This window comes from Acidobacteriota bacterium, from assembly GCA_016715115.1.
In the GTDB taxonomy this organism is placed as follows: domain Bacteria; phylum Acidobacteriota; class Blastocatellia; order Pyrinomonadales; family Pyrinomonadaceae; genus JAFDVJ01.
The window spans coordinates 154,396-168,414 of the sequence record JADKBM010000013.1; the positions used below are offsets into that span (position 1 = coordinate 154,396).

The following is a 14,019-nucleotide window of genomic DNA, read 5'->3' on the forward strand; positions in this document are numbered from 1 at the left end:
ACGCCTTGGCAAATTGTCGAATGGGCGCTCAAACAGGATGTTCTGCCGCTGCAGCAAGATCTGCCGGCATCGTTCGGCCAGCCGCCGATAACCATTTATAACGGAACCAGATTCTACATAGACGCCTATTTCTGGCTCGAAGGCACGACTGCGACGCATCAGCACGCTTTTGCGGTGCCTTCCAGGTGCTTGAGGGGTCAAGCATTCATAGCTGGTACGAGTTCGAGCGTCTGGAGACGATCAACCAGTGTATGGAGATCGGCGACATACGTCTCAAGGTTTGCGAGTTGCTCAAGGTCGGCGATATTCAGGAGATCGTCCCCGGTGCCGCTTATATTCACTCACTCTTCCATCTTGACCATCCGTCGGTCACGATCGTCATTCGGACGCACCAAACTCAGAACCATCTTCCGCAGTTCGATTACCGCAAGCCGCACGTGGCGGTCGACCCGTTCTATCAGGAGCCGAATCTGATCAAGAAACTCCAGCTGATCTCGACGATGATCCGTTTGGAACGTCCCGAGGCTGACGGACTCGTTTCGGATCTGCTCGCCGGATCGGACCTGTTTACGTCCTATTTGATCCTGCTCAATATCAGGAACTATCTGAAATCGAATCAGATGGACGAGATTTTCAAGCTCGGCCGCTCGGAGTCGAAGTTCGATGTTTTTATGGAGATCGTCGGGAAGCGCCACGGCGCGCACGCCGACGTCTTGCGCAAGGTCTTTGAATACCAACGGCGCCTCGATTCCATAGTCCATAAACGGAGCTTGGTCGCGAACCCGGAACAGCGGTTCTTCCTCGCGTTGTTGATGAATGTCGAGGGTCGCGAGCGGATCTTCGAACTGATCAAGGCGCGATTCCCGGACGCCGATCCGCTTGAGAAGGCCGCGGATTGGATCTTCGACCTCGCGCAGACCCGCGTTTTCGGTGCGAATATGACGAATGCGTTGGGGATCGCCGAGTTTGACGACCTCGACCTTCATATTCTTGAAGGCCTGTTCCGCGACAAGCAACCGGATGAGATCGAACGAGGGCTTGAAACCGAATTCGGTCCCGAACAGGCCGCCGAATTGCGTCCGAGACTGACGGCGAAATTGCAGAAACTGCTTTCGGCCGATGTTTTGCAGCCGCTTTTGGTCAAATGACCGTACCCCCCTCAACCGAATAGATGACCCAAACGATCAAAATACTCCTCGCCGATGATGATCCGGTGCTGCGTCGGCTTTTGCCTGCACAGATCGCCGCGGACGACCTCGAGTTTTCATCGGCTGAGGACGCCAAGGCGCTGCTCGAACGGATTCGCGAGGACGAATTCGATGTTGTTCTTCTTGATGTCAATTTGCCGGACGCTTCAGGCATCGAACTTCTTCCGACCGTCAGGCGCGGCGAAAATCCGCCGGAAGTGATAATGCTGACAGCCGATGTTTCGCTTGAGACGGGCATTGAGGCGATGCGCCGCGGAGCGTACGACTACGTCACCAAACCGGCCAATCCGCATCAGGTCGAGGCGCTTATCCGCAAGGCCTTCGAAAAGCGTCGGTTGATCAGGGAAAACGAACGGTTTCGGCTCGCGGTTCGCCGTCAAAACGAGGATTTGACGGTCGAGCCGGTGCATCAAAGTCCGTTGATGAACGTGATCTTCGGTCAGGCCGAAACGGTCGCAAAACTCGACACGACGATCCTCATCACCGGCGAATCGGGAACCGGCAAGGACGTCCTTGCACGCTGGATCCATTCGCGGAGTCCCCGTGCCGATCTGCCTTTGATCTCGGTCAACTGCGGCGCATTGCCCGAACATCTCTTCGAATCCGAGTTCTTCGGTCACGAAAAAGGGTCTTTCACGGGCGCGATGGCGGCCAAAACCGGACTCGTCGAAGCCGCCGACGGTTCGACGCTCTTTCTCGACGAAATCGGCGAGATGCCGCTGCAGATGCAGGTCAAGCTTCTGCATTTTCTCGAGAACGGCAACTTCCGACCGGTCGGAGCGACCCGCGACAAACGAGCCTCGGCGCGGGTCATTGCCGCGACCAACAAAGATCTCGCGGCCGAGGTTCGCAAGGGCAACTTCCGGATGGATCTCTTTTATCGATTGAACGTCGTTTCGTTCAATCTTCCGGCGCTCCGCGATCGGCGTGAAGATCTGCCGGCGCTGATCGATCATTTCGTTGCCAAACTGCGACTGCGCTTCAATCGTCCCCATCTTTCGTTTTCCCCGAATGCGATCCGGCAGATTATGCATCAGGACTGGCCCGGGAACATCCGCGAGCTTCGCAACGCGCTCGAACGCTCGGCCGCGCTTTCACGCGACGATCTGATCGACGACGTCGCGGTGATGAAATCGGCAGGATTCGAGGCTTCAGATTCGAGTTCCGGGACGCCCGAGTCACCGATACCGCTCGCAGAACTCGAAAAGCGGCATATCCTGAAAGTCCTCGAGATCACCGGCGGACATCGCGAGCGCGCTGCGGTCATTCTCGGCATAACGTCGCGGACGTTGTATCGGAAACTTGCCGAGTACGACGCTCATAGCTGACGGAATGTCAGTCTGTATGTCTAGAATGCCAGACAAAATGTCGGGCATTCAAAACCAGTGACCTGAGGTTCGGCTGACCTGCGATCGCAAAGCATTGTAAACACTTCATTTAGCTTTCCTGCGAATTTGCGGACTGTTTTGGCACAAGTCTTGTATTAATCAATACCGACAAACGGCGCTTCCATCTGAAGATTTTTTTTGGGGGCAGAGAAATTCCAGGACGGGGGCGCCGTTGTTGCTTTCAAATTGAAATGTTCTTTGGAATTTGCGGTTCCGTGGCGTTGACGCGTCCGCGGAACCAAGCTGCGGAATGCGGCGATATGGGGACGGGGGTAGCCCATAGGGTCCGCAGGAGCTCAGCCCCGTCAGGACCCTTCGGGGCTGAGCATCTTTTTTTTGACGGGCCGCCTTCCCTAATCCGAATCTGAATCCAACTTCAAGCCCGAATCGCGTAGCGATGCCCGGAGTTTAGCGTGTGTTTCAACCAACGGGGCTGCGTGAATTCGTGGCCCCGTTGCGTCTGATTCCGTCTTCGCTGAAGCAGCGCGCGGCGCTTTTCGAAGCGTGCCGTGGTCTTAAACCGAAGCTGAATTCACCACTTCGCTGGATCGGCCAAACTCTGGTGCGATTATTCGCACGAGATTGCGATCAACCGCTTCAAGGCGACGGAACAAAGGATTGTTCCGTCGTTTTTGTTTACAATTCAAGGCTGAAACGGCTATTGTAAACGAAACAATGAACCAGGCCATCGGAAAACTTCTTGCCAGCGTTGAGGCTTCAAATGATCTCATTCTTGAGTCGCTGCTTGAAGGAGTCGCGATCATCGACGCGTCGCGAAACGTCGTTTTCGCAAACCGATCGGCGTTGAAGATGCTCGGTTCACACGCCGGGGACATTGTCGGCCGTCCGTACGATATCGCCTTCTTCAATACTGACAAAAGCGTTTCCGAAGAACTCGCCGCGGACTGTCCGATTCAATTCGCGCTTTCAGAAGGCGCGGCCTCGCATATGCTCGACGGTGTTTTTGTCCGCGCGGACGGTTCCGAACTTCTCGTCGAATTTCTATGCACGCCGATCATCGACGGCGAACGGATCGACGGAGCCGTCGTTAGTTTTCAGGATGTCACGCAACGGCGCGAGATCGAACGGGCGGTAGCGGACGCGCGCGATGCCGCGGTTGAGGCCGCACGGACCAAAGCCGCCTTCCTGGCGAATATCAGCCACGAGATTCGCACGCCCTTAAGCGGCATTGTCGGCACGGCGAACCTACTCGCGGAAACCGACCTCAGCCCGGAACAGACCAATCTCGTCGAACTGCTCAAACAGAGCATCGGTTCGTTGCTCGAAATCGTCAACGACATTCTTGATTTTTCCAAGATCGAAGCCGGAAAACTGAAACTGCATTTGGTTAGTTTCGACCTGCGTGCGCTGATCGACGAAACGCTCACGCTTTATTCCTCGAGTGCCGAAGCGAAAGGACTTTCGCTGACCGCCGCGATCGATCCGGGGATCGAAGGTTCGTTTCGCGGCGATTCCGGGCGTTTGCGGCAGATCCTGAGCAATCTGATCAGCAACGCGCTTAAATTCACGCATCAGGGCAGTGTCACGCTGACGGTCCGGCGGGCCGACCCGCAAGGCGACGAGGTATGTTTCGAAGTCATCGATACCGGCATCGGAATCGGCAGCGAGCAACTCTCGGCGCTGTTTCAACCTTTCACTCAAGGAGACATTTCAACGACCCGTCGCTTCGGAGGAACGGGGCTTGGACTCGCCATTTCGCGCGAACTGGTTGAAATGATGAACGGCAGTATCGGCGTCGAAAGCGTTCCCGGCGAAGGTTCGAGGTTTTGGTTCAACGTGCGGCTCACGAGGACATCTGAACCGGGTTCGAACCAGAGCATACATATATCCGAAAGTCCGACGGCGAACTTCAGCGTCCTTCTTGCCGAAGATCACCCGATCAGTTCGGAGATCATCCGTAAGATGCTTGAACAGGCCGGATGCAGCGTAACGGTGGCGGCGGATGGTGCCGCTGCGGTTGAACTTGCGGGCAAGCGCGCGTTTGACCTGATCCTGATGGATTGCCAGATGCCGGAGATCGACGGCTACGCCGCAACCGAGTTGATTCGCCGGTCGGACGGCCCGAACCGGTCGACCAAGATCATCGCGCTCTCGGCGCACGCCGAAGAGATCGAGCGTGAAAACTGTCTGCGCGCCGGGATGGACGACTTTCTCTGCAAACCGTTGACACCGAACGCCCTTTCAATGATGTTTGAAACGCATTTTGCGGATCATTACAGGTCGCCAAATCTTGACTTGGATTCGAATTTGATTCACCATTTGCTAGCAAGCCACGTTACCCCCGAAGTCCTGGCGAACTTCTCGTCGATCGAAGCCCGCGGCGAGAAGGATTTTGTGTCGGAGATCTTTCAAACCTATTTCCGGTTTGCCGTAGAAGAGATCGCGAAGATCGAGTCCGCCGTCGCAGTTGGCGACCTGCAGACGGTGAAACGCCGCGCCCACGCCTTGAAGGGAAGCAGCGCAAACGTCGGGCTTTCATCAATCGTGGCGTGTTGCCTCGACCTCGAGCGATCGGTCGATTCGGCAGGCGATCTTTCAGAGGCTGCGGCAACCCTTGGCCGCGAATTCAATAAACTAAGAGAACTGTTACGAGAGAAGTTATGAAACCCGAAAAGAAGAAGACCGGTGCGGAACAACCCGAAGACGGAAACATCGACAAGATCAGAGATATTCTGTTCGGATCGCAGTCGCGCGATTTTGAACGGCGTTTTGCGCGAATGGAAGAGCGCCTTTCAAAGGAGATCTCGGATATGCGCGATGAAACAAGGAAAAAACTCGATGCTCTCGAAGACTATATGAAGAGCGAGGTCAAGTCACTGACCGACCGGCTCGCATCGGAACAGAATTCGCGGACCGACGCCGTAAAGGTCCTTTCGGACGGGCTTCGGGATATGTCGCACAACCTCGACAAAAAGGTCACGACGATCAACGAACAGGCTGCCAAATCGGAAAGCGACCTGCGCCAGCAACTTCTGACGCAATCAAAGAATCTTTCGGAGGACATTCAGAAGCGCCATAGCGAAATGCTTGCGACACTCGACCGCGAGTCGTCCGAGATTCGCGACGACAAGGCCGACCGCACGGCGCTCGCGGAATTGTTCACCGAGATGGCAATGCGCCTGACGAACGATTTCAGTCTCCCGGAGACCGACTAATTCGATTTGGGATTTGGGATCTGTGATTGCGGATTTGAGGATTCAGAAAGACATCTCTGCACCTCGAACGCAAAATCCCAAATCCCAAATCCCAAATCCCAAATCCGATGCTTCCAACCATCGACAACCCCAATGATGTTCCCGAAACGTCCGAGTTGTCTTCGGAAGTTGGAAATCCGGAAACCGGGCTCGCTGAGCTTCGAAGAATACTCGTTCAGTCCGAAAGCGTCAGCGAAGTGTTGCCGTCGGCGCTCAGAAAGAGCGCGCGGCGCGATCGCAAACTCACCGAAGCGACGCTTCCGATAGTCGAGGAGAACATCAAGGTTTCGGCGAAGCGGAATCCGCGAATCCTTGCCGAGGCGATCTTTCCGATCATCGGTCCGGCGGTCCGCAAGGCGATCGCCGAAGCGCTGAGCCAAATGGTTCAGTCGCTCAATCAAACGCTTGAGCACAGTTTTTCGCCGCAAGGGATGAAATGGCGGCTTGAAGCGATGCGAACCGGCAAGCCGTTCGGCGAGGTCGTGATGCTCAATACGCTTTTGTACCGCGTCGAGCAGGTCTTCCTGATCCACAAAGACACAGGAATTTTGCTGCAGCACGTTTCTATCGACCCGACGGCGACCGAAGACGGCGATATGGTTTCGGCGATGCTGACGGCGATCCAGGATTTCGTTCACGATTCGTTCAAAGCGCAGGAGGACGCAACGCTCGACGCTCTCAAGGTTCGGGATCTTTCGGTTTGGATCGAATACGGTCCGGACGCGATACTCGCGGCGGTCATACGCGGCAACGCGCCGCTGACGCTTCGTGAAACGCTGCTCGAAACGATCGAAGAGGTTCAGTTCGAGTTCGACGGTGAATTTCACGATTTCAAAGGCGACGCCGCCGAGTTCGAACGCTCGCGCCCGATCCTCGAACGCTGTTTGCGGTTTCAGCTGGGAACTGCGGAAATTGAAACGAAAGGAGTTTTCACGCCGTTCAACGCGCTCGCCGGGCTCTTGCTGCTGGTCGTTTTGGTCGTCGGGTTCTTCTGGGTTCGCGATTCCTGGCGTTGGTCGGGATTCGTGTCGCGTTTGAAGACCGAGCCGGGATTTGTCGTCGCCGAAGCGGAACGCGGATTTTTCACCCATTCGATCTCCGGATTGCGCGACGAGTTAGCAGCCGACCCGGACGCGATCCGCGCCGAATTCAAACTGGATGCCGACGATGTCGAGCAAAACTGGAAACCATTCCAGGACGTGTCGCCGGCGTACGTCATCGAGCGAGCGCGCCGCTTGCTTGTGCCGCCGGCAGGCGTTACGCTCACGTATGAGAACGGCATCGTCTACGCCGACGGCGACGCGCCGCGACAGTGGTTCGTCGATTCGCGCAAGATCGCGCCGGCGTTGAACGGGGTCAAGTCCTTTCAGGTCGGATTCGATTCGTTGAAGAGGACGATCGAATCCGAAAAAATAAGGTTTGCGTGCGGCACGACGAACTTCCTTGACCGTGACGCACAGATCGTCGCCTCGCTGACTGCGGATTTTGAAGATCTTTCCCGCGTGTCCAAGGTGTCCGGGCGCGGATTTCGGGTCGAGATACAGGGCGTTGCCGATCCGAGCGGAACGGACGAGATCAACGCCGAGATCAGCCAGGCGCGGGCCGATAAGATCTTGGCGGAGCTGTTTTCGCGCTCTGAGATACTAAAGTCGGCCGGATCCGGTTTCAAGGCTGTTGGTGCCGGCGCGAGCGGTGATGCCGGCGAATGCGGCGTGCGGTTCAAGGTCTTTTTGGAAGAAAAATGATCCAGAAAAAGATATGTATGCTCGGCGCGACGGGCGTCGGAAAAACGAGTCTTGTGCGGCGCTTCGTGCAGAGCATTTACTCGGAAAAATATCATTCGACGATCGGTGTCAAGATCGACAAGAAGTCGGTTACCGTGGGAGATGACGGCGTCAACCTGCTGCTTTGGGATCTGCAGGGCGAAGACGCCGAGTTCAAGATCCGACCGTCGTTCCTGCGCGGCGCGTCCGGCTATTTCATCGTCGTCGATCTGACGCGTCACGAAACCTTCGTCACCGCATTTTCGATCCAGCAGATGGTCGAACGCGAAGTCGGGCCGTTGCCGTTCATCGTGCTCTTCAACAAGAACGACCTCACCGAACAATTCGACATTCTTCCGACCGAACTCGAACAGATGATGAACTATGGTTGGAAAATGTTCCGGACCAGCGCCAAATCCGGCGAGCGTGTCGAAGAAGCCTTTCAAAAACTTGCCGAAAGAATGCTTGCCGCCGACAACGGCTAAGTTTCAATCAGTGACGGAAAGAAAATACCGATCGATGTTCCGATTTCGGGAATAATCTCGTTTCTCGAAGTGACACGGGCTGTTTCGTTTTGTACCCGGCCAATTGCCTGAGGTCGATGAGATACGGTGTCGCAGAAGACAGTTTTTGGAGGAATGATGATGAACGAGTTTTCAAATAGCATAACGAAGAGGATCGTCGGCTCGGTATTGGCCTTTCTTTTATTGGCGACCGTATTCGTCGCGGCTCCGGTAGAATCGTCGGCGAAGTCGTTTAGTTCGGGCACGAGCCGCCGCGCTGACAAACGGCTGAGTTCCAAAGAGACAAAAATGTTCGTCAAGAACATGCAGGTCGAAATGGATATCGTGATCTATCCGATCATGAGCTTTGAAAAGACCCGGTCGCAACGCAAGGAGGTTATTAAACGCTTCGGCGCTCGCGGATCGATGAAACGCAAAACACGGAAGGCGATCGCCGAAATGTTCAATGCAGATGTAATGTCAGTGTTTACCGATCGGGAGATCAGCGATCAGATCGTCGCCGCCGTCAATCGACTGGTTGAACGCGAAGAAGCGCGAAAGTAGGACAACGGACGAGTGTCCCGCCGTCAAGTGAAAAGGAGATCGATCATGCTTGCAAGAATCATTGTCGCCATTTGTTTTATCTGTCTTTCGAGCCCGGTATTGGCACAGACCAACGGCGTCGAGCCGTGCCTGTCGGACTTTCTGAAAGAGGAGCCCAAGCGCCCCGAAGGCGTCAAGGGAGCCGTTTTTCAGCGCTCGAAGAAATGGCTTCCGGGTCAAACGCTTCGTGTCCGCTTTCTCGACGGACCCGCCGTCTGGAAGGCGAAGATCGTTCAGTATTCCCAGATCTGGGAACAGTACGCCAATCTCGATTTCGTGTTTGTCGATTCGGGCCCGGCCGAGATCCGCATCAGTTTTGCTTTCCAGCCCGGCGCCGCCTGGTCGTTTTTCGGTCGCGATTCCGAGAGGATATCGATGGTTAAGGTGGGGAACGAGTACCGGTCGGCACCTGGAACCGACGGACCTTCGATGAACTATGGAACCTTCAATGCCAACACCCCGGAAGCGGAATTCAAGCGCAAGGCGCTGCACGAATTCGGGCACGCGATCGGACTGCACCACGAACATCAGAACGGCAACGGCGACATCATTTATGACGAAGAAAAGGTCTTCGAATACTATTTTCGGACGAGCGGCTGGGATCCGGATCGGGTCCGATCGCAGGTTCTCAAACGTTATGGTCCCGGGACTGACATCACCAACGGCGATTATGACCGGCTGTCGATAATGCACTATCCGGTCGATCCTGCACTGACGAAGAACAATCGCGGCGTAGCGTGGAACTCGGAACTTTCAGAGGGCGACAAAGCCGTTGTCGCGACCCTCTACCCATTCAACGGCAACCGGCCGCTGCCGACGAACACCGGAAAAGTCGATCCGAAGCCGCAGCCGACGGGACTGCTGCCGGAAGTTCTGATCAAAAACCTGGAAATCGATTTCGAGGCTACCGACAAAACGGAGGAAATTGACGGAATGGGTTTCATCCTTGATTTTGACGTCAACAACGCTCTGAAACAGGAACTGACGATCGCCATCTATTTCTACGAAGCCGACGGCGCGGCGTTGGTCGACACGAACAAGCAGTTTTTCTCGGCAAACGGCAAGGTTGCGGTGTTTTCCAAGTTCACTCCGCAATATCAACGGGCGGCGTTCAAGCAGTTCAAGGTCTTTATGCCCTATGACGAACTTGAGCTTGAATGCGGCGAGCACGACCTGAAGTACTCGATCGGCGTCTGGAAAGGGGCGACGCGCGTCATTTCGACCGGTTACGAGTACTTCTCTTTCTACTCGCCTTGCGAGGACGAGCAATAGCAGGCAGAATCGGGCGCGCGGCGTCCGATTCGATCAATTCCCTTAAGAACAATCAGCGGTGAGTGACCCTGTTCGGTCGAGATTCTCGTTTGAACAGGCAGGGACGAGCTTTGAGTTTTTTCGGGGTTCGAAGCGGCGCAGGACGGAAGTTAGCAGAAAAGGAGAAGCTAAATATGAGAAGGGTCAGAACTACAAAAATGGAATGGAGCGGCATCGGATCCGGAATGAAATCCTTGGTCACGGTGTGTGTGATGCTCGGGCTCGCGGCAGCCGTTGCGATGTTCGGTACGTCGGCGAAACGGGTGAATGCGGCAAGCGAGAACGTCGCCGCCAAACCGGCACCGACGCCATTGAATGCCGATGCCGCCGCGGCCCTGCTCGAACAGCTTAAAGAGAGTCTCACCGACGCCGTCGAGAGCGAGGACGACGTGGCCGCGATCCAGGAGAAATGGGATCGCCGAATTCTGACGGGAAAGTCCCGCAAACAGATCCTCGATATGCTTTTCGCCGATCTGAAAACGGTCGTCACCGACAAGGAAGCGCAGGATTCGATCTGGGAGACCTGGCAAAGCATCGGCGCGGACGAGGAATCGACGGAACCGACGGAACCGACTCAGCCAACGGAACCAACAATGCCAACCGAACCAACCGTCCCGCGTGAACCGGTTGCGGATATGCCGCTGGTCGGAGCGAGATCTGCGTTTTGGAGATCGCCGGAGGTTGGTATAACGAACGATCAAAAACTCCGGAGAGTTGAGCTTATGCAAAAGGAGTTCAAGGACTACATTGGGCAAACAAGGCAGTTCATACCCGAGAACGGGAATTACAAGGGGGTGCCCTTCGTTCTTCGAAAAGACGCTGACGATCCGGATATGGAACTCAAGGTCAATGCGGTCAAACGCGGGGTCGCAATCGTTGTCGATAAAGGATTAACGCTCCCCTCGAACTTGACCATCTATCTGGTCAAAGATTCCGACCGGTTCAAAAATCCCTTGTGTTTCAATCAGGCAACGGGACGATCGGTCCGTCCCGTTGGAATGGACTGTCAAGAGGTGATGACCATTGCGTACCAACGCGGAATAAACTGGGCGCCCATCGCCGACATTATTTTGCGGAAGATAACACCGACGAAGCCGGCGGCGCTTTCTGATTCCGGTTTGATGGGGCTTCCGAAACCTTCGATCACGATTATTCACGAAATAGGCCATATCCTGCACGAACGGCACGCGGGTGAATTTTTCTTCACGCTGGGTCCGTTTCGAAATACCGAATGGACCGCCGAGGTAAATCGTCGGGGAGCTGCGGATGAGGCGATTGCAGCCCAGGTCTCCGAATACGCGAAGAGAAACAAAAAGGAATTCGTTGCGGAGGTTTTTACCGGCGCGGTGCTCGGCAAGACATTTAGCGCGGAGGTTTGGGAAGTTTACAGACGTTACCGCGGGCCGAGCATTCCCAGGGTGCTGGGTTCGATCACGTACCAAAGACCCAGTGGCGCGAATCAATAAATTCGTACTACCCGTTGATCGGACGAGCCGGATATCTTACCAAAGCAAGCCGGTCTCGTTTGGCAGCGTAAGCGCGAATTCATCAACCGTGTTCTCGGCTCGACGACGTTGGGTTCCAGCTTTAGCAACGATTGTCAGTAGACACGGATACGTCGAAATGACATTGAAATAGCTGGCGGTTCCGGAGACGCCCGGCCCAGCTTGAATGGTTCGATCAGAAAAGGAGAAGGAAAATGAAAAAAGAAAGGAAGACCAATTTGGGCAATTTCCACGTGCGCAAGGGATTTGCGAAAAACGCAGTCCTGGCAGTTGTTACGTTGAGTTCGCTGATCGTCGGAATGGCAGCCGCACCGATCACGCAGATGGGATTTGCGACGGAAGAAATTACCGGCAAATCAATTCGAAACGACGATAAACCGTTGAACGCAGCCGATGCGGCGGCATTCGTTCAGCAGTTGATCGACGAGACCGAGAACGTGCTCGACGATTCGCAGGATCTCGACGGCGTTGAGGATCTGAAAGGAAAGATCTCGACAGCGTTCAAGCAACGCGGCGCGATGACGGGCAAGACCAAAAAGCAGATCGTCGATCTGTTTATGGCCGACGTCAAAGCCGCGATCGAAGACGAAGCCGTTCAGGGAACGATCTCCGAAGCGCTCACCGCGGCGATGAACGCCGACGGTGAATCGACGGGAACAACGGAGCCGACCGAGCCGACCGAACCGACGACTCCGACCAAAACGACGGAGCCGACCATGCCGACGACGCCCGATCGTCCGAACACGAACGCTTCGCTCCGTCAGTACATCCGCAGTCTGCAGTACGACGCGCGCAAATTGCTCGCGGTCCAGGGAGACGGCGGCACGCTCATCGTCGACAAGGAAAAGGGCAAAAAGAACGAACGCAAACCGGGCAACGCAAAGATCATACGTTGTGTGCGAACGGAGCGGTCATTGAGCAAGAACTTCGAAGACGTCGCCATTCTGCAGCCGACCCAGGGTGTGATCTATCCCGGCGCGCTGGTCTATGCCGACCAGGAATTGGTCGACGGGAAACCGCGTCCGTTAACGGGCTTGCCGCGTGCGCCGATCGACCTGCGTCTCGATCTTCCGGGATTGCAGGACGAGGGCAGTTTTGTCATTGCAAACCCAACCGACGGCAAGGTTCAGAGCGCAGTCAACAAGGCGTTGAATTTCTGGAACAACTCGACGAGCTTCAAGGACGGCTACATCAACCCGTCGCGTTCAAACTATAACTCGACCATCGCCTACAGCAGCGAGCAATTGGCGATGAGCCTGGGATTCAACGTGAAATGGGCGTCAGGCGACGCATCCGCACAGTTCAAGTATTCGTCGAGCAGTGAAAAGAATGTCGTTGTCGCGGTTTACAGGCAGGTTTTCTACACGGTCACGTTCGACGCGCCGAATCTGCCGGAACAGTTCTTCGATTCAAGCGTTACGGCCGAAGAAGCCAAGGATGCCTTCAACTCCGAGAACCCGTCGGCGCCCGCTTACGTGAGCAGCGTCAACTATGGCCGGATCATCATGCTCAGAATGGAAACCGATAAATCGACTTCGGCGATGGAAGCTCAAGCGGCTTTCAACTACGCCGCGGGAGTGGTCACCGTCGGTGCGACCGCCGAGGCGAATTACAATAAGATCATCAGCAATTCCTCGATCACCGTCGTGACGATGGGCGGCAACGCGGAGGTCGCCTCCGAAGCGGTTTCGGCGAGGGGCGCAGCGGATCTTCAGAGGATCATCAAGGGCAAGAATGCCGTCTATTCCAAGAACAATCCGGGCGTGCCGATTGCGTACACCGTCAAATTCCTGAAGGACAACACGGTCGCCAAGATGGGTTCGACGACCGATTTCGTAACCGAAGACTGTAAGGAACTCGACAACCTTTGGGTCAAGATCAATCATTCGGGTGCATATATTGCTCATTTCTACGCAAATTGGGACCAGCCGGATCCGAACAATCCGGAACAGATGATTCCGATGTCGCGCAAGGAAGAGGGTAAAACCAGTGGTTACCAGATCAAGTTCGATTTTCCGGGAGATGCGGAAAACATCCGCCTGAAGTTGGAAAACGACACCGGCCTCGTCTGGCAGCCCAGACGAGAGATACTGAACCGCATCTTGACCCCGAAAGAGCTGAACAGTTGCTTTACGGTTCACGGGACAACCTTGGGTTCGGGCGTGGATATCAAGAGCAGTGATCCCAAAATCAACCCCTCTGGGGGCTGTCCGTAATCGTCTGAGGAGCTGCGATCAGGAAGGTGGACGAGGATTGAAGATCGTCCGCTCATAGATGGCAGCCTCTTCAGTTTGCTACCCCCGTTTCCGCGGGCCGGCGAAGTTTTCGCCGGCCCGCCTTTTTTGTTCGTCGAAGTTTGCCGAACCTCGGGTGATTTAATAAACTGAAAGGGCTTTGGCCCCTGTAGCTCAACGGTTAGAGCAGCGGACTCATAATCCGTTGGTTGCAGGTTCGAATCCTGCCGGGGGCACCAACGAATTTGGGGATTCGGATTCGCTTTCTGCTCTGGTTTCGCAATCTCCT

Annotated in this window: 10 protein-coding genes, 1 tRNA gene and 1 pseudogene; 11 read left to right on the forward strand and 1 reads right to left on the reverse strand. The window is 55.3% G+C overall.

Annotation, left to right across the window (positions count from 1 at the left end):
• Positions 1–185 precede the first annotated feature (185 nt).
• The 6 genes from IPN69_15430 (at position 186) to IPN69_15455 (ending at position 8,059) form a co-directional block, all read left to right on the forward strand.
• Positions 186–1,148, forward strand: a complete 963-nt coding sequence (locus IPN69_15430; protein MBK8812104.1) for a hypothetical protein — start codon at positions 186–188, stop codon at positions 1,146–1,148.
• A 23-nt stretch (positions 1,149–1,171) separates the two neighbouring features.
• A complete protein-coding gene (locus tag IPN69_15435) occupies positions 1,172–2,536 on the forward strand; it encodes a sigma-54-dependent Fis family transcriptional regulator (GenBank protein MBK8812105.1) in 1,365 nt (454 codons plus the stop codon).
• Between the two features lie 735 nt (positions 2,537–3,271).
• Positions 3,272–5,221 carry a response regulator gene (locus tag IPN69_15440; protein MBK8812106.1) on the forward strand — a complete coding sequence of 650 codons (1,950 nt, stop codon included), beginning with the start codon at positions 3,272–3,274 and terminating at the stop codon, positions 5,219–5,221.
• On the forward strand, positions 5,218–5,772 hold the full coding sequence (locus IPN69_15445) for a hypothetical protein (protein MBK8812107.1): 555 nt from the start codon (positions 5,218–5,220) through the stop codon (positions 5,770–5,772). Before IPN69_15440 ends, IPN69_15445 begins: the two co-directional genes overlap by 4 nt.
• Before the next feature lie 107 nt (positions 5,773–5,879).
• The gene (locus tag IPN69_15450) at positions 5,880–7,556 is read left to right on the forward strand and encodes an OmpA family protein (GenBank protein ID MBK8812108.1); all 1,677 of its coding nucleotides are present in this window, start codon (positions 5,880–5,882) and stop codon (positions 7,554–7,556) included.
• A complete protein-coding gene (locus IPN69_15455) occupies positions 7,553–8,059 on the forward strand; it encodes a GTP-binding protein (GenBank protein MBK8812109.1) in 507 nt (168 codons plus the stop codon). Before IPN69_15450 ends, IPN69_15455 begins: the two co-directional genes overlap by 4 nt.
• Here IPN69_15455 and IPN69_15460 read toward each other — a convergent pair.
• Positions 8,056–8,376: a hypothetical protein gene (locus tag IPN69_15460; protein MBK8812110.1), complete on the reverse strand. Its 321-nt coding sequence runs from the start codon at positions 8,374–8,376 to the stop codon at positions 8,056–8,058. The two genes, IPN69_15455 and IPN69_15460, sit on opposite strands and share 4 nt — an antisense overlap.
• 10 nt (positions 8,377–8,386) lie before the next feature.
• On the opposite strand from IPN69_15460, the gene IPN69_15465 reads away from it, so the two are divergent.
• The 5 genes and pseudogenes from IPN69_15465 to IPN69_15485 all read left to right on the forward strand — a co-directional run bounded on the left by IPN69_15465 (position 8,387) and on the right by IPN69_15485 (position 13,969).
• Positions 8,387–8,641: a hypothetical protein gene (locus IPN69_15465; protein ID MBK8812111.1), complete on the forward strand. Its 255-nt coding sequence runs from the start codon at positions 8,387–8,389 to the stop codon at positions 8,639–8,641.
• A 45-nt stretch (positions 8,642–8,686) separates the two neighbouring features.
• Positions 8,687–9,952 (forward strand): matrixin family metalloprotease, encoded by a 1,266-nt coding sequence (locus tag IPN69_15470; GenBank protein MBK8812112.1) that lies wholly within the window; start codon positions 8,687–8,689, stop codon positions 9,950–9,952.
• A 587-nt stretch (positions 9,953–10,539) separates the two neighbouring features.
• Positions 10,540–10,617: pseudogene (locus IPN69_15475) on the forward strand (peptidase).
• Between the two features lie 1,073 nt (positions 10,618–11,690).
• A complete protein-coding gene (locus IPN69_15480; protein MBK8812113.1) occupies positions 11,691–13,712 on the forward strand; it encodes a thiol-activated cytolysin family protein in 2,022 nt (673 codons plus the stop codon).
• Positions 13,713–13,893: 181 nt separating this feature from the next.
• Positions 13,894–13,969, forward strand: a tRNA-Ile gene (locus IPN69_15485).
• Positions 13,970–14,019 lie beyond the last annotated feature (50 nt).